At 48.7% G+C, this 24704-nt stretch carries 20 protein-coding genes and 1 other annotated feature; of the genes, 5 read left to right on the forward strand and 15 right to left on the reverse strand.

Going from position 1 to position 24704, the window contains the following annotated elements; genetic code table 11:
• Window positions 1–2176, reverse strand: a 2176-nt coding sequence (locus tag Q0R37_RS08730) for a glycosyl transferase (protein ID WP_294753427.1), incomplete at its 3' end; no start/stop codon positions are given.
• Window positions 2177–2480: 304 nt separating this feature from the next.
• Window positions 2481–2723: a binding site (T-box leader), on the forward strand.
• 111 nt (window positions 2724–2834) lie between these two features.
• Here Q0R37_RS08730 and Q0R37_RS08735 point away from each other — a divergent pair.
• On the forward strand, window positions 2835–5186 hold the full coding sequence (locus tag Q0R37_RS08735; protein ID WP_366517415.1) for an AMP-binding protein: 2352 nt from the start codon (window positions 2835–2837) through the stop codon (window positions 5184–5186).
• 57 nt (window positions 5187–5243) lie between these two features.
• On the opposite strand, the gene Q0R37_RS08740 is transcribed toward Q0R37_RS08735, so the two are convergent.
• The gene (locus tag Q0R37_RS08740; RefSeq protein WP_294753429.1) at window positions 5244–6113 is read right to left on the reverse strand and encodes an alpha/beta hydrolase; all 870 of its coding nucleotides are present in this window, start codon (window positions 6111–6113) and stop codon (window positions 5244–5246) included.
• Between the two features lie 155 nt (window positions 6114–6268).
• Here Q0R37_RS08740 and Q0R37_RS08745 point away from each other — a divergent pair, with 155 nt between their 5' ends.
• Complete coding sequence (locus Q0R37_RS08745; RefSeq protein ID WP_294753431.1) at window positions 6269–7447, forward strand: hypothetical protein; 1179 nt, start codon at window positions 6269–6271, stop codon at window positions 7445–7447.
• 120 nt (window positions 7448–7567) lie between these two features.
• On the opposite strand, the gene Q0R37_RS08750 is transcribed toward Q0R37_RS08745, so the two are convergent.
• A complete protein-coding gene (locus Q0R37_RS08750) occupies window positions 7568–8383 on the reverse strand; it encodes a response regulator (RefSeq protein ID WP_294753433.1) in 816 nt (271 codons plus the stop codon).
• Complete coding sequence (locus tag Q0R37_RS08755; protein ID WP_294753434.1) at window positions 8364–9680, reverse strand: histidine kinase; 1317 nt, start codon at window positions 9678–9680, stop codon at window positions 8364–8366. Before Q0R37_RS08755 ends, Q0R37_RS08750 begins: the two co-directional genes overlap by 20 nt.
• Window positions 9681–10430: 750 nt before the next feature.
• Here Q0R37_RS08755 and Q0R37_RS08760 point away from each other — a divergent pair.
• The gene (locus tag Q0R37_RS08760) at window positions 10431–13205 is read left to right on the forward strand and encodes a dockerin type I domain-containing protein (protein ID WP_294753436.1); all 2775 of its coding nucleotides are present in this window, start codon (window positions 10431–10433) and stop codon (window positions 13203–13205) included.
• A gap of 42 nt (window positions 13206–13247) precedes the next feature.
• Here Q0R37_RS08760 and Q0R37_RS08765 read toward each other — a convergent pair whose 3' ends face one another.
• From Q0R37_RS08765 to Q0R37_RS08780, 4 genes are all read right to left on the reverse strand, one after another.
• Window positions 13248–13976 carry a SprT family zinc-dependent metalloprotease gene (locus Q0R37_RS08765; RefSeq protein WP_294753437.1) on the reverse strand — a complete coding sequence of 243 codons (729 nt, stop codon included), beginning with the start codon at window positions 13974–13976 and terminating at the stop codon, window positions 13248–13250.
• Window positions 13977–14633, reverse strand: coding sequence for a phosphatidylethanolamine-binding protein (locus Q0R37_RS08770; protein WP_294753439.1), 657 nt, complete (start codon window positions 14631–14633; stop codon window positions 13977–13979).
• Between the two features lie 158 nt (window positions 14634–14791).
• Window positions 14792–15808, reverse strand: a complete 1017-nt coding sequence (locus Q0R37_RS08775; RefSeq protein WP_294753441.1) for an aldose 1-epimerase — start codon at window positions 15806–15808, stop codon at window positions 14792–14794.
• A gap of 66 nt (window positions 15809–15874) precedes the next feature.
• Window positions 15875–17242, reverse strand: coding sequence for a citrate/2-methylcitrate synthase (locus tag Q0R37_RS08780; protein WP_294753443.1), 1368 nt, complete (start codon window positions 17240–17242; stop codon window positions 15875–15877).
• 260 nt (window positions 17243–17502) lie between these two features.
• Here Q0R37_RS08780 and Q0R37_RS08785 point away from each other — a divergent pair, with 260 nt between their 5' ends.
• Together Q0R37_RS08785 and Q0R37_RS08790 are read left to right on the forward strand one after the other, a co-directional pair.
• The gene (locus tag Q0R37_RS08785) at window positions 17503–18561 is read left to right on the forward strand and encodes a hypothetical protein (protein WP_294753445.1); all 1059 of its coding nucleotides are present in this window, start codon (window positions 17503–17505) and stop codon (window positions 18559–18561) included.
• Complete coding sequence (locus Q0R37_RS08790; protein ID WP_294753448.1) at window positions 18558–19523, forward strand: TPM domain-containing protein; 966 nt, start codon at window positions 18558–18560, stop codon at window positions 19521–19523. The genes Q0R37_RS08785 and Q0R37_RS08790 overlap by 4 nt, the downstream gene beginning before the upstream one ends.
• A 62-nt stretch (window positions 19524–19585) precedes the next feature.
• Here Q0R37_RS08790 and Q0R37_RS08795 read toward each other — a convergent pair whose 3' ends face one another.
• From Q0R37_RS08795 to acpP, 7 genes are all read right to left on the reverse strand, one after another.
• Window positions 19586–20650, reverse strand: a complete 1065-nt coding sequence (locus tag Q0R37_RS08795) for an alpha/beta hydrolase (protein ID WP_294753451.1) — start codon at window positions 20648–20650, stop codon at window positions 19586–19588.
• 188 nt (window positions 20651–20838) lie between these two features.
• On the reverse strand, window positions 20839–21372 hold the full coding sequence (locus Q0R37_RS08800) for a 2-oxoacid:acceptor oxidoreductase family protein (protein ID WP_294753454.1): 534 nt from the start codon (window positions 21370–21372) through the stop codon (window positions 20839–20841).
• A complete protein-coding gene (locus Q0R37_RS08805) occupies window positions 21372–22145 on the reverse strand; it encodes a thiamine pyrophosphate-dependent enzyme (RefSeq protein ID WP_072950984.1) in 774 nt (257 codons plus the stop codon). The genes Q0R37_RS08800 and Q0R37_RS08805 overlap by 1 nt, the downstream gene beginning before the upstream one ends.
• The gene (locus Q0R37_RS08810) at window positions 22145–23188 is read right to left on the reverse strand and encodes a 3-methyl-2-oxobutanoate dehydrogenase subunit VorB (RefSeq protein WP_294753466.1); all 1044 of its coding nucleotides are present in this window, start codon (window positions 23186–23188) and stop codon (window positions 22145–22147) included. Before Q0R37_RS08810 ends, Q0R37_RS08805 begins: the two co-directional genes overlap by 1 nt.
• Before the next feature lie 45 nt (window positions 23189–23233).
• Entirely contained in the window at window positions 23234–23440 is a 207-nt protein-coding gene (locus tag Q0R37_RS08815) for a 4Fe-4S dicluster domain-containing protein (protein WP_294753460.1), read from the reverse strand.
• A 136-nt stretch (window positions 23441–23576) separates the two neighbouring features.
• Window positions 23577–24233 (reverse strand): cobalamin biosynthesis protein CobQ, encoded by a 657-nt coding sequence (locus Q0R37_RS08820; RefSeq protein ID WP_294753463.1) that lies wholly within the window; start codon window positions 24231–24233, stop codon window positions 23577–23579.
• Window positions 24234–24448: 215 nt separating this feature from the next.
• A complete protein-coding gene (gene acpP / locus Q0R37_RS08825) occupies window positions 24449–24685 on the reverse strand; it encodes an acyl carrier protein (RefSeq protein WP_294753468.1) in 237 nt (78 codons plus the stop codon).
• Between the last annotated feature and the right edge of the window lie 19 nt (window positions 24686–24704).

Consider the following 24704-nt stretch of genomic DNA (forward strand, 5'->3'; position numbering starts at 1 on the left):
TCTTTGCGTCCTTACCGCCTATCATCTGACCGTATACATAAGGCTCTGTCTTGTGGATATCAGATGTCTCTTCGGTAAATGCAGGAGCGATCTTGCTGTAGTACTCGAATGCCTTGTCGCCTCTGCCTACGTATGCTTCAGCACAGATTATCCATGCGTTGTTGTGTGTGAAGATACCTGCGTTCTCCTTGTATCCGCCCGGATATGTGGAGATCTCGCCGTACTGGATATAGTACTTTGTGAATGCGGGATTATTGAGAACAAGACCAAACTCGCAGTTGAGGTACTTGTCAATGGAGTTGAGAGTCTTGATGTCTGCACCCTGATCCTTGCCGATCTCGGACATTACTGCGAAGCCCTGAGGCTCGATGAATATCTTGCCTTCCTCGCACTCCTTGGAGCCCATCTTCTCGCCGTTTGCGTCGTAAGCTCTGATGAACCAGTCACCGTCGAATGCAGACTCCATTACGTTCTTCTTCATCTTGTCAATCTCAGCCTGAGCCTTTGCAGCTTCGTCCTTCTTGCCGAGGTGCTCAAGGATACCTACATAAGCAGGTCCTGTGTATGTGAAGAGAGCTGCAACGAATGCAGACTCAGCTATCTTGGAGTAGCCGCCCTCTGCCTTGAACTTGGGATTGGTATATGTCTGGAAGGACTCACCGGGAGTATCCGAGAAGCATGAGAGGTTGATACAGTCGTTCCAGTCAGCTCTCATTGCAAGCGGGAGGCCATGAGGTCCGAGATTGTTTACGATGTGATAGAAGGAAACATTGAGATGCTCGAGCATTGTGTGCTTGCCGTTGGGATCGTCGTCAAAAGGTACGTTTGCGTCAAGGATGCCCCAGTCACCTGTCTCCTTGATATATGCTGCAACGGAAAGTATCATCCACAGCGGATCGTCAGAGAAGTCGCCGCCGATATCAGCGTTGCCCTTCTTTGTGAGAGGCTGATACTGGTGATAGCAGCCGCCGTCCGAAAGCTGTGTGGAAGCGATGTCGATAAGTCTTTCTCTTGCGCGCTCGGGTATCTGGTGTACAAATCCGAGGATATCCTGATTGGAGTCACGGAAGCCCATGCCTCTGCCGATACCGCTCTCGAAGTATGAAGCTGAACGTGAAAGGTTGAATGTTACCATACACTGGTACTGGTTCCAGATGTTGACCATTCTGTTTACCTTTTCATCAGGTGTGTTTACCTTGAATATAGAAAGAAGTCTGTCCCATGTGGTGCGGAGCTCTTCAAGTCCTGCTGCTACCTTCTCGGGAGTGTTGTACTTCTCGATCATTGCATAAGCCTTTTCCTTGTTGAGCACCCATGTCTCTCTTGTAAGGAGGTTTGCGGGCTTCTTGTCGGCAAACTTCTTGTCCTGAGGATTCTCTGCATAGCCGAGGATATAGATGAGTGTCTTTGACTCGCCGGGAGCAAGAGTTACCTTCTTATAATGTGAAGCTACGGGAGACCAGCCGTCTGCAAAAGAGTTTGAAGGCTTGTCAGCCTTTACTGTCTCAGGGTTGTCCCAGCCGTTGTAGATGCTTCCGAGGAATGAATCACGGTCTGTATCGTAGCCGTCGATAGTATCATTTACAGTATAGAAAGCGTAGTGGTTACGTCTGTCTCTGTACTCTGTTACGTGGTAGATAGTTGAACCTTCTATCTCAACACGTCCTGTGGAGAAGTTTCTCTGGAAGTTTGTGCAGTCGTCCTGTGCGTCCCAAAGACACCATTCAGCAATAGAGAAGATAGAGAAGCTCTTTGCTTCCTTGCTTTCATTTGTGAGAACTACCTGCTGGACTTCGCCGTCGTAGTTCTGAGGAACGAAGAATGTTACCTCAGCCTTGAGGCCGTTCTTCTTGCCCGTGATGACTGTGTAGCCCATGCCGTGACGGCACTCGTAAGAATCGAGCTCTGTCTTTACAGGCGACCAGCCGGGGTTCCAGACTGTGCCGTTGTCGTTGATATAGAAATAACGTCCGCCCATATCTATAGGCACGTTGTTGTAGCGGTAACGAGTGATGCGTCTGAGGCGGGCATCCTTGTAGAAGCAGTAGCCGCCTGCTGTATTAGAGATAAGTGAGAAAAATCCCTGATTTCCGAGGTAGTTTATCCACGGATAGGGAGTCTTTGGGGAATTGATAACATATTCCTTCTTAGAGTCGTCAAAAAAACCGAACTTCATAATTTTACTCCTTTATTTTTGGTGACAAAAGCGGTTTAAAAAATCGCATTTACATTATTATACCATATAATGAATTATAATACAATAGATTATGCAAAAATTGCTATGTATTTTTTTCAAGTCGTTTTTTGTGCAGTTTGTTGGATTTTTTCACTAATACATCAGAAGTTCCCCGTTATTTGCGTGGAACTATCCTTTTCAGGCATGGCAGAACGCCCTGCCGCTTCCGGCCGCCCCAAAAAAGTAATTTGCCTTTTTTTGAAAAAAGGTCTTGACAAATCGCCTTTCTTGTGGTATAATCCAAACATAAGCTGTGAGGAAGACAAGCAGAGTATTGCCAATGTCCCCAGAGAGCCGACGGCAGGTGTGAGTCGGTGATAAGCATTGCTGTGTATCCCTTCTGAGCCGAAGTGCTGAAAGTTTCAGTAAGCGCTTCCGTTAGTCTGCGTTAATGAATAGGACTTGCCGGAGTCTGAAGTGGTGCACGCAATAGCGGCACAATTTGAGTGGTACCGCGGGTATTCAGTTTATGATGCTCGTCTCAAAGAATTCATCTTTGAGACGGGTTTTTTTGTTTTTCAAAGTCCAGCAAAAAGGCAGTATTTTCAGGCGCCCGTTTCAATTCCCGGTAAATATTATTTTAAAAGGAGAGTTTACTATGAGCGAAATGACGAAATTACAGAATGCAGAGATCAGGATCAAGGAGGTCGCAGAGCGTATTTCACATCTGCGTGAGGACCTCGGTATTTCGGTAGAGGAAATGGCTGCCATAACGGATTATTCGGTTGAAGAATACAAAAAGCTCGAATCGGGCGAACAGGACTTCAGCTTTACATTTATATATAAATGCGCCAATAAGTTCAATGTTGAGATTACAGACCTCATGGAGGGCAGCAGCCCCGAGCTCAGCGGCTATACCATCACCCGCAAGGGCGAGGGCGTTCCTATCGTCCGCAGACAGGGCTTTGCCTACAACCGCCTTGCCTCAAAATTCAAGAACAAGACAGTTGAGCCTTTCCATGTCGTTATCCCCTATTCCGAGGAGGCTCTTTCACAGCCCCTGCATATGGCGAGCCACGCAGGTCAGGAAATGGATATCGTTCTCAAGGGAACTCTGCGTATGACTGTGGGCTCCCATACGGAGATACTCCACGAGGGTGACTGCATCTACTATGACAGCTCAATGCCCCACGACGAGGTCGCTCTCGGCGGCGAGGACTGCGAGATATACGCTTTTGTAATGCCTCCCAAGGGCGCTACAGGTATGTCGGAATACCGCGAGCACGTTGCAGAGCATTACCTTACAAATGTCGACAAGGCAGGTCTGCTCCACCCCGTTGCGGAAAAGTTCGTAAAGTGCGAGACCAGCGAGGAGGGCGTTCTCAGCGCGGTAAATTTCACCGAGCAGGATAAGTTCAACTTCGCATACGACATCGTTGACGCTATGGCAGAAAAATGTCCCGACAAGACAGCTATGATCTATGTTGACGTCAACAAGAACGAGCGCAGGTTCACATTCAAGGATATCAAGAAGTATTCATGTCAGACAGCAAATTACTTCAAGTCACTGGGTATCAAAAAGGGCGACAGAGTCATGCTCATCCTCAAGCGCCACTATCAGTTCTGGTTCTCCATAATCGCTCTTCACCGCATCGGCGCTCTTGTTATCCCCGCTTCCAATATGCTCAAGGAGCATGACCTTGAATACCGTTTCAATTCGGCAGAGGTATCAGCTATCGTCTGCACAGCCGACGGCGATGTGGCAGATGAAGTCGATAAGGCTTGTGCTGTTTCACCTTCTCTCAAAACAAAGGTGATGGTCAACGGTCAGCGCGAGGGCTGGCACGACTTCAACGAGGAGCTCTCCGCATACAGCACTCATTTCGAGCGCACTGCCGATACTCCATGCGGCACAGACCCTATGCTCATCTTCTTCAGCTCGGGTACTTCGGGCAATCCGAAGCTCGTTCTCCACAGCTATCAGTACCCCCTCGGTCACTACGTTACTGCCCGTTACTGGCAGAACGCCGATCCCAACGGTCTGCACTTCACTATCTCTGATACAGGCTGGGGCAAGGCTCTTTGGGGCAAGCTCTACGGACAGTGGATGTGCGAGGCTGCCGTATTCGTTTACGACTTCGACCGCTTCCACGCTGATGATATACTTCCCATGTTCAAGAAGTACAATGTCACATCATTCTGTGCTCCTCCCACTATGTACCGCTTCTTCATCAAGGAGGACCTTTCAAAGTACGACCTCTCTTCACTTAAATATGCCTGCATCGCAGGTGAAGCCCTTAACCCCGAGGTGTTCCACCAGTTCTACAAGGCAACGGGTATAAAGCTCATGGAGGGCTTCGGTCAGACCGAGACCACACTTACGATCGCAAACGTTGTTGGTATGGAGCCCAAGCCAGGCAGCATGGGTAAGCCAAATCCGCAGTATGACGTACAGGTGCTTCTCCCTGACGGTACTCCCGCAGGTGTCGGTGAGACAGGTGAGATATGTGTTAAGCTGAAGGACAGCAATGCTGTCGGTTATGGCGTTCCCGGACTTGCTCTCTGCTACTACGGCGACGAGGAGAATACCGCAGAGACATGGCGCGAGGGTTACTACCACACAGGCGATACCGCATGGGTGGACGAGGACGGCTATTTCTGGTATGTCGGCAGAGTCGATGACGTTATCAAGTCCTCGGGCTACCGTATCGGACCTTTCGAGATCGAAAGCGTTCTCATGGAGCTCCCCTATGTGCTTGAATGTGCTGTTACAGGCGTTCCCGACGAGATCAGAGGTCAGGTGGTAAAGGCTACTATCGTCCTCACAAAGGATAAAACTCCCTCCGACGAGCTCGTAAAGGAGATCAAGGACTATGTCAAGGAGCGTACCGCGCCCTACAAGTACCCGAGAGTGGTTGAGTTCGTTCCCGAGCTGCCGAAAACTGTCGGAAGCGGCAAGATCAGACGTGCTGCTATCCGCGAAATGGATAAGGCTAAGTATCAGAAGTGATATTATCAAAAAGAATCGTTTATAAAATTATTCGGGCGCACATAAGTGCGCCCGTTTTTACATCAGGTCTCTGAAAAAGTCACATTCTTCCTTATTTGCCTGTGCGGCTTCGGCAGTTTTTATATTGCAGTGGAACACGTGATAAAGCCGGGTATTTTCGTCGCCGTATTCCCTGAACACGCAGGGGACGCCTTTTTCATGGAGCGCCTTTTCAAGCAGGGGCGACTCGCTCTTTAAGTGGTCACAGTTCGACGTCATTATAAAGCTCGGCGGGAAGTCCTTTGTTACGTGCTTTATCACAGTCAGCTCGGAAAGGATATCCTCACTGCTGTGCTTGGGGAGGTAGTCCCGCATAGTCTTTACGGTGCAGAAGTGCTCCGCGTCGTATATGCCGCAATTAAGGGCAAGCCCTTTTATTTTCAGTCCCTCGGGCGGCGTGAAGCTGTACTTTTCTGCGTAGTCCGCAGAGGTGAGTATACAGGCGTACAGAGCTATACCCATTGCTCCCGCGGAGTCGCCGACCGCAAATATATTCTCCGTGTCAAAGAAGTACTTATCCGCATTGTCCATGAGCCACCCGAATACATCGTTCGTGTCCTTGAAGGGCGCAGGGTGACGGTACTTCGGAGCAAGTCTGTAGCTGTAGTTCACAACGGCAAAGCCCTGCCTTGCAAGCTCCATGCAGTAGTACTGATATACGCCCTTGTCTCCGTAGACCCAGCCGCCGCCGTGAAAGCTCACTATAACGGGAAGCTTTTTTCCTGCCGCAGCTTTCGGACGGTACACATCAAGTACGTTCCATTTCGGATCACTGCCGTATTTTATATCGTCAAAGCGTTCTGTTTCCTCAGGCGTGGTAAGTCCGCTGTCCCGTGCGGTATCGCTTTTGGTGCACATTTTTCTGAATATATAGCTGCCTAATGACATTATATCACTTCTTTCGGGCTCATTTTGCTTATTATACCAGTCTTTCGCCGCAATGTCAAGCCGCGTATTGACGGAAGGTGCGGCAAGTGGTATAATATATTCCGTGCTGTTAGATCTTTTCAGTGCTCATTCGTACTTTTAAGGAGTTACCCGTTTTGAATGGAAATATCATAAGACTTACCGCGCTGCTGCTCGCTTCTGTTATGCTGGCAGGCTGCGGAAGAGCCGACATCGACCCGAACGATTATCTTGAGCTGAGCCTGAGCGGACTTGATACCGCGGCTTCTGCGGCTTTTGACATAGATTATGAGAAAATGGTAATGGACAATCCCCGTGCTTTCGGAATAAAGGAAGAGGACGGCGGAGAAGCTGCTGAAAACGCAGTCTCGTATCTCAGACAGTATCTTGTGGGTGCTCCCGACAAGGGTTCGAAGCTGTCGAACGGCGATATCATCAGCTTTGAGTGGGACGCGGACTGCAAGGAAAAGCTTGAGGACAAATACAGGATAAGGCTTGCCCTCGCTGATAAGGAGATCACGGTCAGCGGTCTGAGGGAAGCCGTGCGCTTTGACCCCTTCTACTTTCTCTGCCTTGATTATTCGGGAGTTGAACCCAACGGCGAGCTGATACTCAGCTGTGACAGGCTCCCCGTTAAAGACGTACCATTTACTGCTTCGCGGAGCAGCGGACTCAGCAGCGGCGATAAAGTAACAGTCCGCTTCGGAAGCGGCAGCGAGGACGAAATAAGGTCGGAATGTTTCTCGCAGGGATATATTCCACTGTGCTTTGAAAAGGAATATACCGTCAGCGGCGTACCCGTGTACGTGAAAAAGCTCAGTGATATCAGCAGGGCTTCGTATGAAAAAATGGACGTATTTGCCCGTGAGGAGCTGCAAAAGCTTGCCGATGGGTGGAAAGACAAAAAGCTTCTTGATACAGAGCTCCTCGGTGCGGAGCTTTACACTCCCGCTGAGAGCGATGCAAAATGGGGCAGGAACGCCCTGTGCTATGTCTATAAACTGTCTGCTGACATAAAGGGAGCGGAGAGCTCCAAAAGTGCAAAAAAGCAGGCCGATAATATTGAATACTATTATTTCACCTGCTTTATTGATGTTTTCACTCCCGATAGCGGAAAAGGGAGCTATCCTGCCGAAAGCGTAAAGCTGCCGAGCTATTCGCAGTTCTACGACTCCTTTTACGGCGACGCTTTTAAGGTCGGTGATGTGATATGCGAGGGCTGCAGAACTCTCGAAGATCTCCGCAGTACTATGAACGATTATTTTGAAAACAGTACCTGTGAAACAGATATTGAAGAAACAGGACAGGAGAGATAGCAGAATATTATACAAAAGCTTTTATAAACATTTAAGGGGGGATCTTTTTCAAAAGGATCCCCCCCGAGTAACAGCTGTAAGCTTTTATATACGTATCGTACTCAGTACGCCCGTTTTATATCAGAACTTGTATCCCAGTGACTTTATCCTCTCTGCCGAGTCGCTTATCTCAGCCCATGAATAGTCTATCATGTACTCGCCGTGGTAGGTATTGAATGCGGCGGTATCGCCTGCGAAAAGATCGTAGAGGTCGCAGTCCACAGCCTCCTTGTTCACGAGTATCTGGCGGTTCTGCTTGATTATGACGTTGTGGAAGCCTGCATTCTCGATATCCTTTATGAGGTCGGAAACGTACTGGGATATCTTCTTTGATGTGGGTCTGTCGAAGTCCTCGACTTCAAGAACGTCCGCCGCTATCTCCTTGCTGGTAACGGGATAGCCGCACTGGTCTATGAGATACGCGAATATTTCCTTGGAAATAGTCCTCGAAAACTTCAGGGGAGCATCGTCCTTGCCGAAAACACGGAAGTTCCCGAACGTGCGTATCTTCAGCTTGTCGCTGTTCTTGTCCTCGGGCTGTGTGGTATACCTGAAATTGTTGAACTCATTGCGGATATCCTCTTCCGTATAGGGCTTCATGATATATCCGCTCGGACGCATCTGTATAGCCGCAAAAGCGTACTCGGAATAGCTGGTGACGAATACTATATTGCACATGGGAGAGTGCTTTTTGAGCTCGATAGCCACCTGTATGCCCGACATCTGACCTATCCTGATATCAAGGAAGGCTGCGTCAAACGGCTCGGAGTTGTCATATTCCATGAACTGGGACGGTCTGCGGAAGGAAACTATCTCCGCTTCGGGGCAGACCTTATGCAGTGTATCTACAAGAAGCTGTAATGCGAAACGTTCATCATCAATTGCCAGAATTTTCATCGTGATTCTCCTTTGGGATAAGAATAGTACATTCCGTGCCCTCTTCGGGAGCGCTCTTTATTATGAGCATACCGCCGCATTCGTCGTAAAGGCGCTTGCGGACATTGGATATGCCTATATGGCTGCCGTCGAGGTCTTTCAGCGATTCAACGTCAAAGCCGCCGCCGTCATCTTTTATTACCACCTTGTGGTATTCCTCAGTCTCCACAGTGGATATGCTTACTGTGCCGCAGCCGCTCTCGGACCTGTTTATGCCGTGCTTTACGGCATTTTCCACCAGGGGCTGGACCGTGAGGACGGGGATAACGAAATCAATGTCTTTTATATCAAATATTATATCAAGATCATCACCGAAACGTATTTTTTCCAGTGAGAGATATACCTTTGTGTGCTCTATCTCTTCCCTTATGGGGACAAGGTTCTTGCGGCTCATCGCCTCAAGATTCTTTCTCAGAAACTTTGAAAAGTCTATGAGTGCCTTTTTTGCCTGTGAAGCGTCCTTGTCGCAGAGATAGGTTATGGAGGTGAGAGAATTGTACATAAAATGGGGCTGTATCTGCGATATCATGAGCATTCGCTTGCTTCGCTCAAGCTCAAGCTCGCTGGTATGGAGCTTTATCTTCATCTCGCTCTGATAGATGGCGACAAGGTAGAAATAATATATAATTACGTCAAGCGCAACTATCTCATCCATAAGGTCTTTGACTATGTACGCCGCTTCAAGGTAACATTCGGCAAGTGTCAGGAAAACGATGAATATTACCGTGACCCCCTTGCTAAGCTCTTTTTCCTTGATAAAGAGCACCGAGTATCTCATGAGCAGAAGAAGATATATCATACCCACAAAATAAGGCATCATCATCAGCGGTCCGTCAACGCAGTCAAGGTGCTTGTTGAAGCTGAATATTATACCCGGTTTTGCAAGATTTATTATCTCCGAGACGATGCATACCAGCTCGGGGATAAAGATTATATGCTTCTTCCGCACGGGAGCTATGAGGAGAAGCTCCACATAGGCTATCATGGGGAAGAGGATATGCTCGATAGCATTACGCAGGTAAAACATTGTCATTACCACGTCGTTGCGATAGTTTCGCTCGCTGTCGAAGCCCGACATCATGTACAGGTCTCTCAGCCCCGCATTTATGACTATAACCGTGAGCATGACCACAATGGCGATGACATGATCCGTACCGTGCGGGCGTTCCCTGCGGTTTTCGATGAGCATAATGATGATACCAAGTATAAGTGCAAAAGACAGTAAATTTAATTGCAGAAATTCCGAAATCAATTTCATCGAAAAGACACCTACTGAATCAAAATAAATATATAATAACATTATATCACATTCTGCACTGTTTGTAAAGCGAAAAACAAGCGTTTTTTGTGGGGAATTTCAAAAATATGATCCGAAAAAACCTGTTTCACAGTTACAAACATCGGAATATTGCTACAAAAATACATTTTTTGCCCTGAAAAATAAGTAATTTTTTTGTTGAACCATGTGGAACAGCCTATGATAGAATATATTTCGGGATATGATATGTATATATCGTGAATGTAGAAAGGGACTCAGACGCTGCAGTCGTGAAGGAACTGGGGGGAAACAGTGATGGCACGGCCGCATACCTGCCAAAACGGGCTGTGGTGTCTTCCTTCTCTACTTTGAGGTATGGTTTATCAGTAAATTCCGCGCTTTCAGCATATAAAAATGAAAGCGTTTTATAAAGAGATCATCTTCAGATGTCATATGTTTCATTGCTCAACATTTTCGCGCAGCCATAGCGGCTGCGTATTTTTTTGCCCTCACGGGCACAGGCAGTGCAAAAAGGGTGTGGATATGTTGTTTTTTCGGGAGTTTATGAGGAACTCCTGTTTTTGCCTTCTGCAAAATAGTATTCTCATTATATCCTATAGTGTCATAACGTGCAAAACGCCTTGACACCGTACATCTGAAATGATAAAATCAAGTTGAAAACAGGCACGGATAAGTCATTGGGAACAAAGCTCAGAAAATATAAAGATAAAACAGAAAGGAAAAAATACAATGAAAACAATGAAAAAAGCTCTGGCAGGTCTTTGTGCGCTCAGCATTTGTGCAGGCTGTTCTTCCGCTATAGGCACAACGGAAAACGGCATAGGCTCGGCAAATGCGGCAACATCGAGCATCGCCGACAAAATGGAATGGGGCACCCTCAGAATAGGCGGAGGCGGCTTCGTTTCGGGAATAGTTACAGGCAAGAAGGTAATGTATGCACGTACCGACGTCGGCGGCGCATACAAGTACAACTACGATACCGAGAGCTGGGAGCAGCTTTTCGGCTTCATCACTGACGCTGACCGCGGTCTCCTCAGCGTTGACGCTATGGCTGTGGACCCCACAGACGATGATACCGTATACTTCCTTTGCGGCTGCGCTTACTTCTCAAGCGAAAAGACCGTTATCTTCAAGACCACCGACGGCGGTAAGACCATGAAGGAGATCGACGTCACCAAGCTCATAAAGGTAATGGGCAACGGCGACGGACGTCAGTGCGGCGAGTCAATAGCAGTCGATCCCGACGATCCGAAGGTCATCTACGCAGGCGGTGACGTTACCTCCGACGAGAACTCAAAGTCCGCACTTATCAAGTCCACGGACGGCGGCGAGACATGGGCTCCCGTTATCGGATATGATGATCTCGGGCTCTTCAAGAATACCACAAAATGGCCCACATGGACCAACAATATCGCCCGCTGCACAGAAGAGGGCGCTTACAATAACCAGAACGGCGTTGCAAATATCGCCATAACAGGCGGAAAGGTATACGTCGGTACTTCCATAAAGGGAACTGCGAATGTCCATGTTGCAAGCACAAAGGACGACAAGTTCTCCGTGCTCAGCAAGGACCTCCCCACAGACGTATACCCCTCACGCATAAACCTTGACGCAAACGGCGACCTTCTCATCTCCTATATCGCAGGTCTTGCCTTTCTCGGCACATCGGGCGGAGCTTACCGTTACTCGCCAAAGACGGGAACAGTAACAAATATGCTCAGCGACGCAGGCTACGGCTCGGTATGGGCTGACCCCAAGAACCCCGACCACCTTATCGCAGGCACCTGCGGCAACTGGAAGGATCAGGAGTGGGAGCCGTGGACAGAGGAGCACGGTCCCGCATGGGGCGACCAGTATATGCGCTCATTTGACGGCGGCAAGACATGGGAGAACTTCACCCCGGGCAAGACCAAGGGCTGGGAGCAGCCTCTCATTTCCAACTACCTTCAGGACGGCGGCTACTCATGGATAAGAGACAAGGCTATCCATTGGTCGGGTACTGTAGTTACCGACCCGAGAAACTCCGACAGGATGTTCATTACCTCGGGCAACGGCGTGTTCATCTGCGAGAACCTCTGGAGCACCGATGAGGACAAGCTCCCCACATTCATATTCCACCCCGACGGAATAGAGGAAGTCGTTTCCCTTGACTTCGTAAGCACGGCGGACGGACTTGACCTCTCCGCTATCGGCGACTACGACGGCTTTGTACACGAGCAGGTGGACAAGATCGGAACACAGTATCAGCCGAATATGGGCTCTACCTCAGCTATCGCAGTCTGCCCTCAGAATACCGACGTATGGGCAAGAACTGCCAACGGTGACGGCAATAACACTGGCAGCGGCTACTATACCCTTGACCGTGGACAAACATGGAAGTCCTTCAAGCCTGCCTGCACAGGCGGAAAGCTCTCCATAACAGAGCTCTCAAAGGGCAAGTACAGAATAATCAACACCAGCACAACAGGAAGTGTTTCCTATACCGACGACTTCGGCGCAACATGGAAGACAAGCACGGGCATAAAGGCTACAAAGGGCGTTTATACCCTCGTTGACCCCAAGGACCCCAAGACCGTTTATGCTTCCGTACTCACACATAACGACTACTGGTCCTCCGACAATACCAAGACGGAGCCTACTCTTGAGGAGTCGCACTACGCCTTTGCAGTAAGCAATGACTACGGCGCTACATTTACTGAGACCACAGTTTGCAGGTACGATATGTGCGACCACACAGGCGACCTCGCTTACATCGGCAACGGCAGTATCGCTATGGCGGCAGGCTGGTACGGACTTCATATAATATCCGACGGCGGCAAGACCATCAAGAAGCTGGACAATGTTTTCTACGCAAAGTGCGTGGGCTACGGCGCTCCCGAAAAATCAGGCAGTCTGAATACCCTGTTCATCTACGGAAAGCCCGAGGAGTCCGACAAGGAAGGCATTTACCGCTCCACAGACGGCGGCACTTCATGGGTATGCATTAATACCGACCACCTCTACGGCGGCACAGGCAACGGAAACTACCTCGTAGGCGACCTTGACGAGTTCGGCAAGGTATATATGTCAACTGTCGGCTGCGGAATAGTCTACGGACAGCTCTCCGACGGAAAGCCGAAAACTCCGCCCACTACAACTGCTACAACAACGACAACTACTACGACCACAAAGCCCGTTACCACCACGACAACAACTTCCGCAACCACAACAACAGTTTCTTCAACTTCAACATCCACAACCCAGTCGGAGCAGAAACATGATGAGAACTATAAGGCAGGCGATGTAAACTGCGACGGTATGATAGATATGTCAGACGCCGTGCTCATCATGCAGGCTCTTGCAAATCCGAACAAGTACGGAGTTGACGGCAGGGACGAAAAGCGCATCACCGCTCAGGGAGTAAAGAACGCAGACGTAAGCGGCAATGACGGCATGACTACAGGCGACGCTGTGGTTATACAGAAGTATCTGCTCCACCTCGTTACGGAGCTTCCCGAAAAATAAAAAGAACGTCCCCTGCAAGTATGCAGGGGACGCTGTTTTTTGTTATAAAACCACAAGGCTTTCCAGTACTGCCTTGCTGTAGCGCCATTCGGGATAAATACGCTGCAAAAGCGCATAAAAGTCCTTACTGTGGTCGGGATGTACAAAGTGACAGAACTCGTGTGCGACTACCTGCTCTATACAGTGCCGCGGCGCTTCTATCAGGCGCCTGTTGAGCGTTATTATCTTCTTGTACGGGTGGCAGCTGCCCCAGCGCGATGTCATGGTACGCAGCTTGAGCTGAGGGAACATAAGGCTGTACTCCGAGAACTTCTCGTATACATCATGCATCACCTCAGTGAATATCTCCCTGCATATCTCGTCGAGCCACGCCGAAAAAAGCTTCTTCCTGCGCTCTTCGTTGTCCTTGTCCTTCACGTGGATATACAGATTCGAGCCATCCCTTTCGGAGTACTCCGATGTGTCCTGTACTACCTTTATCTCAACATCTGTGCCGAGAAGCTTTATCTTCTCGCCGCTGACATATTTCAGCTCTGTCCTTTCCGTTTTGGGACGTGTACGGAAATACTCTGTCGCGCGTCTGATATATCTGCTCCTGGAGCGTATGAAGCTCTCGATCTCACGTACAGAGACCCTGTTCGGTGCCGATACGTATATCGTGCAGTCGGGCTTTACGCGGAGATTGATGTTCTTGACATTCTTGCGCTCCAATATATAATCCTGTGCACCGTCAGACGTCAGAACGGTGTGTTTTTCTTTTACCCCTGCCATTTATTCTCCGTGAGTATATGTACCCTTTATATGGCCGCAGGCTATGATGTTGCCGCCGTTTTCGCCGTCCATTACCTTAAAAGCCTCAAGCAGCTTCGGATTTGTATTGTCAAAGCTTCCCTTGAGCTTTTCGGGAGCTTCCCTGAATGCAAATACCAGTATCTCGTAAACATGAGTGCCCTCGGGGGGATAAGGTCCCACATATTCGCTTGCGGGAGCCCAGCCTGCGGGAAGTGATGTTTCCTCGGCAAGAGACTTCCAGTGCATCCATGAACCCGAACCCGCACTGCCTGTATCTACCATATACACCCCATAGCAGGAAGCGCCATCAACGGGCTCCCATGAAAGCTGAGGGGAACGGTTGGTGCCGTTTTTCGTGTTTGTTATGTCACTGTCCCATACTCCGCCGTGAAGGTCGCCGGAGCTTACTTCAAAACTGTCAAGCCTGCTTATGTCGAGCTGGCTGTCATTACTTGCCGTGAGGGAATAAGCCCACTCCTCAGCCTCTGCTTCTGTGTCAGCCGTGTCGGCGGCAGCGGTCACAGTGGTCTGCGGCTTTTCGTATCCGTTATCGGTGCTGTTCTTTTCGGAGCAGCCGACGCTCAGACACAGTGCCGTTACAGCAAGCAGTGCTGCATTGATCTTGGTGTTTTTCATACTGCATCTCCTTTTGCAATAATTATTGGATCTGTTATGCGTATTTTTTAAGAGGGTATGTAAGGATTTCGGCAGTTTATTGACATACGGCGTTCACAATTGCTTATTATACCACAAACGCCCTGCCGCTTCCGACCGCCAAAAAGTTATTTACCCATTTAAGAAAGCTTGGTGAAAAATCTCTCGTGTGTCTCGAAGGTGTCTCCCGGCTTTATCTCGCGGTAGCCTGTCACATCTGCGGGGAGCTTGAGGTTCGGTGCGTCTATCATTGCTGTCATGGGCTCGGGGCAGAAGAAATGATTGAAGCCGCGGTCGTTCCAGATTATCCAGAAGCCGTACTCCTCGGATACCTCGTAGCATATCTTCTTGCCGCTGGTTATGTCCTCGGCAATTATGCCGTGGAAGTCCTCGCCGTCAAGCTTAGTGTACTCGCCGAAGTACATCTCGTTGTCAACTACCTGCAATACAGGGTGCTTTGAGCCGTTCCTGTACTCGAGGTCGTGCATATTCGGCACCTTAAGCTGCTCTGTGGGCAGACAGCGCTCGTTGAGCTCGCAGCGCTTTCCTATCGGCACTGTAAGGCGGATATCCTCTTCCTTTCCGCCGTCAGCGAAAGGTGCGCTGATAGTGGTATGCGAAGCAAGTGACATGGGGAGCACCTTTACTCCGTCAGTATTCAGGAAGCGGATATTCTGCTCAAGTCCCTGCTCGGACAGGGTAAATGTGTACTCTACAGTGAATCTTACGGGAAGATACTGGAAAAATTCGTCCTTTTCGTCGTACACGTATCTCGTCTTTACCCATGCACAGTTGTCATCAGAGCTGAACTCCAGCACCTCATGGGCTCTCTTGTGAAGGAAGCCGTGAATGTGGTTGTTGTAGGGCTCTTTCTCGTTTACGGGGAGCTGATACACAGCGTCTGAAGTTCTGAGCACTCCGTCCGCAAAGCGGTTGGGCAGGTAAAGTGTGGGAAGCCCCCATACCTCGGGCGACTTCTTGATAGCGTCGGCTGTATTCTTTGGATTGAAGCGGAAAAACTCGATACCGTTCTCGTTGTCGCGCAAACGTATGACATTCGAGCCTATCTCATTTGCCACCCATGCTTCATAGCCGCCTGCACTGAGCTTTACACAGGTAGTGCCCTTCCATTCAAATAGTTCTGCTGTGTTATTCATTTCTATCACAATCCTTTAAAAAATATGTTTTATCTCTTTTTTATCTGACTGAATGCAGCCAACTTATCAGTCCATTCTGTTTTCCATGTCGGTATACTCGCGCATGGGCGATATAGCCTTGTACGCGGGACGGATTATCTTGTTTGAGTTGATGAGCTCCTCTATCCTGTGTGCCGACCAGCCTGCGATCCTCGATGTCGCAAACAGCGGTGTGAACAGCTCATCGGGTATGCCTAGCATACGGTATACGAAACCGCTGTAGAAATCGACATTCGCACATACTCCCTTGTATATGCGGCGCTCCTCGGCTATGACCTCGGGAGCAAGACGCTCTACCAGCGAATACAGGGCGAATTCATCGTGTCTGCCCTTCTCGGAGCTGAGAGACTCGACAAAGCCCTTGAATACCTTGGCTCTCGGGTCGGACTGAGAATATACCGCGTGTCCCATGCCGTAGATAAGTCCCGAATGGTCAAAGGCTTCCTTGTGAAGCAGCCTGCGGAGGTAGTCCTTTACCTCTTCCTCGTCTTTCCAGTCCTTTACGCTCTCCTTCATATCGTCGAACATCATTGCTACCTTTATATTCGCGCCGCCGTGCTTCGGTCCTTTTAGCGAGCCGAGAGCTGCTGCGATAGCGGAATAGGTATCTGTTCCCGACGAGGATACAACGTGCACCGTGAATGTGGAGTTGTTTCCGCCGCCGTGCTCTGCGTGGAGAACCAGCGCAAGGTCGAGTATACGTGCCTCCAGCTCGGTATACTTCCTGTCCTCGCGGAGCATATACAGCAGATTTTCCGCTATGGAAAGCTCGGGCTTAGGACTGTGTATGAAAAGGCTGCCGCCGAGCCTTGCGTATTTGTAGGCGTGATATGCGTATACTGATATCACCGGGAAAAGGGTTATGAGCTCTATGCTCTGACGCAGTACGTTGGGTATTGATATATCGTTTGCCCTGTCGTCATAGGAATAAAGCGCAAGTACGCTCTTTGCAAGGGTGTTCATCATATTGTCCGTGGGAGCTTTCATGATAACGTCCCTCATGAAGTTCGACGGGAGCTCCCTGAACTCCGCAAGTATCCTGCGGAAATCCGTAAGCTCGCGCTCTGACGGCATCTTTCCGAAAAGAAGAAGATATACCGTTTCTTCGTATCCGAAACGCTTTTCCTTAATGAAACCCGAGACGATATCTTCTACATCTATCCCGCGGTAGTAAAGCTTGCCGTCTCCGTGATTGGGCATACCGTCGCCCATATCAAGAACTTTTATGGTGCTTATATTTGTAAGTCCCGCGACTACTCCGTTTCCGTTTATATCACGGAGTCCGCGTTTTACATCATACTGTGTATAAAGCTCGGGGGCTATCCTGTATCCCTCAAGTGACATATCCGCAAGCTGGATTATCTCGGGTGTAAGCTCTGAAAATTTGTATCTCATTGTATCGTCATCCCTTTCATTACTGCGTTTTTTACTGACAAAAGTATGTATTACAATTATACGTGATTTCGCCTATTTTGTCAAGTATAAACACTGCCGCAGCATTCTTGTGTGAACATTGATTAATATCTTGTAAATATTGCCTTTTTTCTCTTGAAAAAAACAGCGGAATATGTTAATATATATTTGTCGGTTCATGCCGATACATGATATTCAGGGTTACTTCCGCACTTTATGTGCCGAGGAAAGGAGATAAGATATTGGAATCAGTTAAGTACACCTGTCCGAACTGCTGTGCAGACCTTAAATTCGACCCGCAGCTGCAAAAGCTCTCCTGTGAGTACTGCCTCAGTTCGTTTTCGGTAGAAGAAATAAAAAAGCTCTGTGCCGCTACAGAAAACAGCATACCTCAGGAGGCTGTTCAGGTAAAGGAGGACTTCGAGAACCATACCCACCTGTACCGCTGCGACAGCTGCGGCGCCGAGATAATGGCTGACGACCAGCAGACGGCTACCTTCTGCTATTACTGCCACAACCCCGTTATCCTTGCAGGGAAAATGGGCGGCGAGTTCAAGCCCGATAAGGTCATCGGCTTCAAGCTCACAAGAGAAAACGCCATCGACGACTTCAAGAAATGGATAGGAAAGCGCCTGTTCGTTCCCAAGGACTTCAAATCCGAGCAGCAGCTTGAAAAGCTCACGGGACTTTATGTTCCCTTCTGGATAGCCGACTGCCATATCAACGTGGATTATTCCGCTACGGGCAAAAAGGTCCGCCACTGGACCTCGGGAAACTACAGGTATACCGAAACCAGCACATACCATATCGTCCGCAGAGGAAATCTTGTTACAAGAGGCGTTCCCGCTGACGGCGAGACCAAAATAGACGACCTCCTCATGGAGGCTATCGAGCCCTTTGACTACAATGACCTCAGGGACTTCTCCATGTCCTACCTCAGCGGCTTCTTCGCAGATAAGTACGACGTGGACAAGACACAGGTTTTCCCGAGGATACGCGAGCGCTCAACTCAGGCCTGCGCGTCCCTCATAAAGGAAAGCATCTCGGGCTATACCACCGTAACTCCCCTTGCTCAGAACTACAATATATCACAGACCGACTGGAAGTATACCATGCTCCCCGTATGGTTCATGTCCTATATGTACAGGGGCAAGGTGTATGAATTTGCTATCAACGGTCAGACAGGCAAGCTTGCAGGAACTCCGCCGCTGTCAAAGCCGAAGCTGGCGCTTTTCAGCGGTATCATAGGCGCTGCTGTGGCACTTGCGGGCATGGTGATAGGAGGTGTCTTCACCTTATGAAAAAAGCAGGTTCAGCTCTTACTGTCTTTATCACCATTGTGGCAGTTATCGTGGGATTATTCCTCTTCGATACATTTGTCGCAAACCTCGGCTCTAAAAATCTGTATCAGAGCTTTTCCGAGGATGACATTTCAAAGTCGGGCATTGTCGACGAGCACGGGCTCTTTTCAAGCGATCAGTCCCTGCTGAGAGAGCTTGAAAGCGAGATACAGGAATGTGCAAGGAACAACAATATGAATATCCTTGTATTCCTCCCAGACAGCAGCAGAAGCCACTACAGCGACAGTCAGACAGAATATTTCACAACAAAAGAGTATAATGAGGTTTTCGGCGAGAATACCGACGGTGTACTGTACTACCTTGACATATCGGGAAAAAGCCCCGCATACGACGATATCGCCACAAGCGCAAGGGCAAATCTCGTATTCACGGACTCGGTATGCGACAGCATATTCAGTAATCTCGACGCATATCTCCCCTCTTCAAGCTCCTCGGAGCCTCTCGATCCAAAGAAGATAGGCGAGGCTATCTCCAAATTCTGCTTCTATGTTGACTATTACAATACAGGCAGGACAAGGCAGAGCTATTACTATGTCTCGGACGCCGATCCAAAGGTTTACGTTTATACGAAAAACGGCGAGACATATGTTACAAAAAGCGCTCCCCCCGAGAAGAAATGGCCCGTGCTTATCATTTCGGAGCTTATGGGAGCTCTGGTATCGCTTATCATCTACCTTGTATCGAAGCATAATTACAAGTTCAAGAGCAAGACCAATCCGAGGATATATCTCTCGGGCGATGCTATAAACCTCACTCAGAATGCGGATATATTCCAGGGAACTCATACCACCAAGACAAGGATAGAAAGCAGCTCCGGCGGAAGCAGCAGGGGCGGCGGCTATCACGGAGGCGGAGGCGGCCATCACGGCGGCAGCGTCGGTCATCACGGTCACCACAGATAAACAGAAATATCAAAAAAATATGCCCGAAAGCAGCTGCATAAACTGCTTTCGGGCTTTTGCTCTTATTTTATGCCGTCAACGAAGTTCTTTATAGTCTTTGCAACTTCGTCGGGCTTCTGTTCGTAGATGAAGTGGCTGCCTGCAATGTTTATCTCCTTGCAGCTGCCCAGCTTATTGATGTACTCTGTTCTCTTTTTGTAGTAGTCCTGAAGTTCTTTTGCCTTCTCATCCTCGAACCTTTCCTGCGCCTCGGCTTCATCCACCTCTCCGTAACTATACATAAGATAATCCCTTACATCGTCGATAGTCTGATAGTTTGTGGAAATATATATCTTCGGGATATCGTTGGACTTTATGGAAGCCCATGCTGTTTTCATATTCTTGTTGTAGTTCTTTAACTCGCTGTTGAAAGACTTTGAAAAGCTTGTGGGGTTTATTTCAAACATTGCATTTGCGTACTTTTCATATTCATCGGAGTCATCGCTCCTGAACATGACATCATTAAGGACTTTTGACACGCCTGCTCTCTGTAAGAATTTAGCTATATGGAAAGCCGCTCCCGAGATATTCTCGTTTATTTCTTCCTCCGGAACTTCGGGATATGCGTCGTTTACCGTATCAAGGAAGATAACACCCGATACCTCGTCAGGGTAGGTGTTCTCCCAGTAGGTGCCGTAAATTCCGCTGAGGGAATGGGGCATAAGTATATAGGGAGCTTCCACGCCTGCGTTTTTAAGTGCGGTACGTGTACTTTCCACGATGTATTCCGTTGTTATCTCATGGTCTGTCTCCTCGCAGAGACCGTATCCCGGACGGGTAACTACCACAAGGCTTATATCATCGCTGAGGTGCTCCGAGAACTTCTTCATATTCACGGTGAACTCGGCATCTCCGCTGCCCGGCATGACTACTATCTTGTTCTTGCCATCGCCATAGATGTTGATGTTCATATTGTAATCCCCTGCGGAATAAAGGTGGCTGTAGCCGCCGTCCTCAAGGAGCTTCCTGTCCTTTTTCTGCGCGGACTTCTGATAAAAGAAGCATACTATAAGCGCGATAACTATAAGTATGAGCAGTACAAGCAGTATCCTGCCTATGACCTTGAATATTTTTTTGATTACTTCCATAAAAATCATCCTCCGCTTTTCTCATATCCTTGCTGTGCCTTTTTCGGAAACACAGCATATACATTATAGCACAAAGGCAGGAGATATGTCAAATAAAAAGGCGGATCATTAAGCTCTTGCGGGCTGATGCGGGCATCAGCCCCTACACTGCTAAAAAAGCTCCTGACTAATGTCAGGAGCTTTTGAAATCATGCGTTCATGCCGAGGTCGATAGCCTTGAAGTTGTTGGGGATAAGTGCTGCCTTCTTTGGCGGTACGACTTTCTCGATAGCCTTCTGCATAGTCTCAAGTGAGCAGATGTTTGTCTCCTTGAGGAGCTTGCCGAGAAGGATGATGTTTGAACCGCCCTTGAGCTCGTTGTCGTCTGCCATCTGCTGTGAGGGGATACCGAAGAGCTCGATATCTGTCCTGTCTGTCTCGGGCTCGATCATGGTGCTGTCGAAGAACACCTTGCCGCCGGGACGTACACAGCTTACGAACTTGTCGAATGAAGGCTGGTTCATAGCGATGAGAAGATGAGGTGTGAGTACGAGAGGTGAACCGATAGGCTCATCGGAAATAGTAACTGAACAGTTGCAGGTACCGCCTCTCATCTCGGGTCCGTACGAAGGGAGCCATGAAAGCTCCTTATTGTCCATAAGTCCGCAGTAAGCAAGTATCTTTCCTGCGAAAAGGATACCCTGTCCGCCGAAGCCAGCGAGGAGTATTTCTGTGGTTGCCATTACTCATTACCTCCTTCTGTCTTTGGGAATACTCCCTCTTCTACGTCCTTGTAAACGCCGAGAGGATAGTATGGGATCATTTCGTCCTGAAGTCTCTTGATAGCGTCAAGAGGAGCAAGTCCCCAGTTTGTAGGGCAGGTGGAAAGCACCTCTACGATAGAGAAGCCCTTGCCTGCCTTCTGGTTCTCGAATGCCTTGCGGATAGCCTTCTTTGCAGCCTTGATATGGGGAACGCTGTCAACTGCAACACGCTCTGCATATGCAGTACCTGTGAGCTGTGAGAGCATCTCGCATACCTTTACGGGGTAGCCTGCAAGCTCGGGGCTTCTTCCGAAAGGTGTTGTCTGTGTTACCTGTCCCGGAAGTGTTGTAGGAGCCATCTGACCGCCTGTCATTCCGTAGATAGTGTTGTTGATGAAGATAACGACGATATTCTCGCCTCTTGTTGCAACGTGTACAGTCTCTGCTGTACCGATGGCAGCAAGGTCGCCGTCGCCCTGATATGTGAATACGAACTTATCAGGGTTCGTGCGCTTAACGCCGGTTGCAACAGCAGGTGCACGTCCGTGTGCAGCCTCGATCATATCGCAGTTGAAGTAATCATATGCCATAACGGAGCAGCCAACAGGACATACTCCTATAGTATCGCCCTCGATACCCATTTCGTCGATGACTTCACAGAGTATTCTGTGTACTATACCGTGTGTACAGCCGGGGCAGTAATGTGTAGGAACGTCGATGAGCGACTTTGGTCTTTCAAATACTACAGCCATCAGAGGGCACCTCCCATTCTCTTGATCTCGCCCAGCACCTCAGCAGGTGAAGGGATAACGCCGCCTGTTCTTCCGAAGAACTCAACAGGCTTTGAGCAGTTGATAGCGAGCTTGATATCCTCTATCATCTGTCCCATTGACATCTCTACGCTGAGAAGCTTCTTTGCGCTCTTTGCAGCCTCGTTGATCTCCTTTACGGGGAAGGGCCATAATGTCTTGGGACGGAAGAGACCAGCCTTGATGCCCTGTGCTCTTGCGTCGTTTACGGCAGACTTTGCAACTCTTGCCGTTGCGCCGAATGCACATACGAGTATATCGCAGTCCTCTGTGAGGTAAAGCTCTGCCTCTGTCTCTGTTTCCTTGATTATCTCGTATCTCTTGTAGCGCTCAAGGATAGAATTTTCAAGCTCATCGGGCTTGAGGTAGAGTGAGTTGATTATATGATGCTCTCTCTTCATCTTATGGCCGTTTGCAGCCCAGCTGCTCTTGTCATAGGCCTCGGGATTGATCTCGGGGAATGTAACAGGCTCCATCATCTGTCCGAGGAGTCCGTCTGCAAGGATCATTGCAGGCATACGATACTTGTCGGCGCGGTCGAAAGCCTTTACTACATAGTCTACCATTTCCTGTACTGATGCGGGAGCATATACGAGAAGCTGAAAGTCGCCGTGACCCAGTGCCTTTGTAGCCTGCCAGTAGTCAGCCTGTGATGGCTGGATACCGCCCAGACCCGGGCCGCCTCTCTCTACGTTGATGATAACAGCAGGAAGATCTGAGCCTGCTATGTATGATACGCCCTCGCTCTTCAGTGAGATTCCGGGTGATGATGATGATGTCATTGCACGGACGCCTGTGGAAGCAGCTCCGAGTACCATGTTGATAGCAGCGATCTCGGACTCTGCCTGTAAGAATACGCCGCCTGCCTTATGCATACGCTTTGCCATATAAGCGGCAAGCTCTGTCTGAGGAGTGATAGGATATCCGAAGAAACATTTACAGCCTGCTCTGATAGCAGCCTCTGCCAGCGCCTCGTTACCCTTCATAAGATTTCTTTCCAAAGCTAAACAGCTCCTTTCAACGAATATAGATTATTTTTCAATAACGATAGCGCAGTCGGGGCACATAGTTGCACACATTGCACAGCTTATGCACGCTGACTGATCGGTACATTCTGCGTAAAAATATCCCTTCTTGTTACGCTTTTCCTTCTGAAGTGCAACGATCTTCTTGGGACAGGCAGCTGTACACAGACCGCAGCCCTTGCAGCGCTCGGTAATAACTGTCATTTTAGCCATACACTTTTTCTCCTTTCAATCAATTCATAATTCACAATTCATAATTCATAATTTATGCGTCTTGTGAACTGATCGGCATTTCCGAACATATCCCAACAATTATGCATTATGCATTATGAATTATGCATTTTTATCATCAGCCCCATACGGGCTTTACGTATATCTTTGCAGGGAATACGTCGGGCTTGTCTGAAAGCTCCGCGATATCCTCGGGATATACGGTATATATGACGGGAAGTCCCGTTATACGCGAGGTCTCCTCAGCAAAGGGACGTGACTGCTCGATTATATCAAGCGTTGTCTCGCAGCCGAGGTTGGTATTGTTGACTATAGCCGTATGCTTCATACGTGCCGCAGCCTCTATCTCATACATCAGCTTAGTTACTTCCTCGGCGGTATTTGTGAGGTAGCGGCGCTGATTGATGACGTAGTACATCTCTATGCTGTCCCTGAACTGCTCAAGGGCTTCCGCATAGCGTCCGAGAGCGACAGCTCCCGCATCGTCGCCGCCCACGTCGATTATAAGGCAGTCCTCGTCGGTGGCAAGCTCCACAACGTCGAACTGTATGGACGGTATATCAAGGTTGCTCCTTGCAAAGTCGGGAGCGATGAGCCTTATTCCCTTTTCCTCGAAAAGGTCCCTGAAATCGGCAGTCCTGAAATAGGGGTTTACTATGTCAAGATCGACTATGGCTGCGGACTTGCCCTCAGCTGCGGCTTTTACCGCAAGATTTACGGAGAAATTGGTCTTTCCGCTGCCGTAATGACCTGTGATTATCTTAATATTCTTCATAAATATCCTCTTGAATTCTTTGTGAAAAATCCTACAACTTATATTATATCACTTTAAACCGTCAATTGCAAGTAGTATTTTTTTCCTCAGACAAAGTTGTACACGTGTTAAGATTATTTTTCGATAAACCGTTTGCCTGCAGGACTGATGTTCACATCAGCCCCTGCATGATAAAGAAATCCCCCGACTTCATGTCGGGGGAAGTTATACGCTTATTACTCAGCGTCTGTATTCTTTTCGATATAGTTTACGATGTCTCCTACTGTCTTGATCTCCTCTACAGCCTCATCGGGGATAGAAAGATCAAACTCGTCCTCGATAGTTGTGATAAGGTCAACAACGTCGAGAGAATCAGCTCCGAGATCGTCCTGAATGTTTGAATCAAGGTTTACTTCGTCTGCCTCCACACTGAGCTGTTCTGCAATAATATCTTTGAGTTTTTCAAAAATCATTATTTGGTCCTCCATTTTT

The sequence above is a fragment of the uncultured Ruminococcus sp. genome, assembly GCF_946415235.1.
Classification (GTDB): domain Bacteria; phylum Bacillota; class Clostridia; order Oscillospirales; family Ruminococcaceae; genus Ruminococcus.

Coding starts and splice junctions, on each gene's coding strand:
- Q0R37_RS08735 (WP_366517415.1), top strand. CDS start 2,835: ATGAGCGAAATGACGAAATTACAGAATGCAGAGATCAGGATCAAGGAG.
- Q0R37_RS08805 (WP_072950984.1), bottom strand. CDS start 22,145: ATGGCTGTAGTATTTGAAAGACCAAAGTCGCTCATCGACGTTCCTACA.
- Q0R37_RS08760 (WP_294753436.1), top strand. CDS start 10,431: ATGAAAACAATGAAAAAAGCTCTGGCAGGTCTTTGTGCGCTCAGCATT.
- Q0R37_RS08810 (WP_294753466.1), bottom strand. CDS start 23,188: ATGAAGGGTAACGAGGCGCTGGCAGAGGCTGCTATCAGAGCAGGCTGT.
- Q0R37_RS08750 (WP_294753433.1), bottom strand. CDS start 8,383: ATGAAAATTCTGGCAATTGATGATGAACGTTTCGCATTACAGCTTCTT.
- Q0R37_RS08755 (WP_294753434.1), bottom strand. CDS start 9,680: ATGAAATTGATTTCGGAATTTCTGCAATTAAATTTACTGTCTTTTGCA.
- Q0R37_RS08790 (WP_294753448.1), top strand. CDS start 18,558: ATGAAAAAAGCAGGTTCAGCTCTTACTGTCTTTATCACCATTGTGGCA.
- Q0R37_RS08740 (WP_294753429.1), bottom strand. CDS start 6,113: ATGTCATTAGGCAGCTATATATTCAGAAAAATGTGCACCAAAAGCGAT.
- Q0R37_RS08795 (WP_294753451.1), bottom strand. CDS start 20,650: ATGGAAGTAATCAAAAAAATATTCAAGGTCATAGGCAGGATACTGCTT.
- Q0R37_RS08770 (WP_294753439.1), bottom strand. CDS start 14,633: ATGAAAAACACCAAGATCAATGCAGCACTGCTTGCTGTAACGGCACTG.
- Q0R37_RS08820 (WP_294753463.1), bottom strand. CDS start 24,233: ATGAAGAATATTAAGATAATCACAGGTCATTACGGCAGCGGAAAGACC.
- Q0R37_RS08800 (WP_294753454.1), bottom strand. CDS start 21,372: ATGGCAACCACAGAAATACTCCTCGCTGGCTTCGGCGGACAGGGTATC.
- Q0R37_RS08765 (WP_294753437.1), bottom strand. CDS start 13,976: ATGGCAGGGGTAAAAGAAAAACACACCGTTCTGACGTCTGACGGTGCA.
- Q0R37_RS08815 (WP_294753460.1), bottom strand. CDS start 23,440: ATGGCTAAAATGACAGTTATTACCGAGCGCTGCAAGGGCTGCGGTCTG.
- Q0R37_RS08775 (WP_294753441.1), bottom strand. CDS start 15,808: ATGAATAACACAGCAGAACTATTTGAATGGAAGGGCACTACCTGTGTA.
- acpP (WP_294753468.1), bottom strand. CDS start 24,685: ATGATTTTTGAAAAACTCAAAGATATTATTGCAGAACAGCTCAGTGTG.
- Q0R37_RS08780 (WP_294753443.1), bottom strand. CDS start 17,242: ATGAGATACAAATTTTCAGAGCTTACACCCGAGATAATCCAGCTTGCG.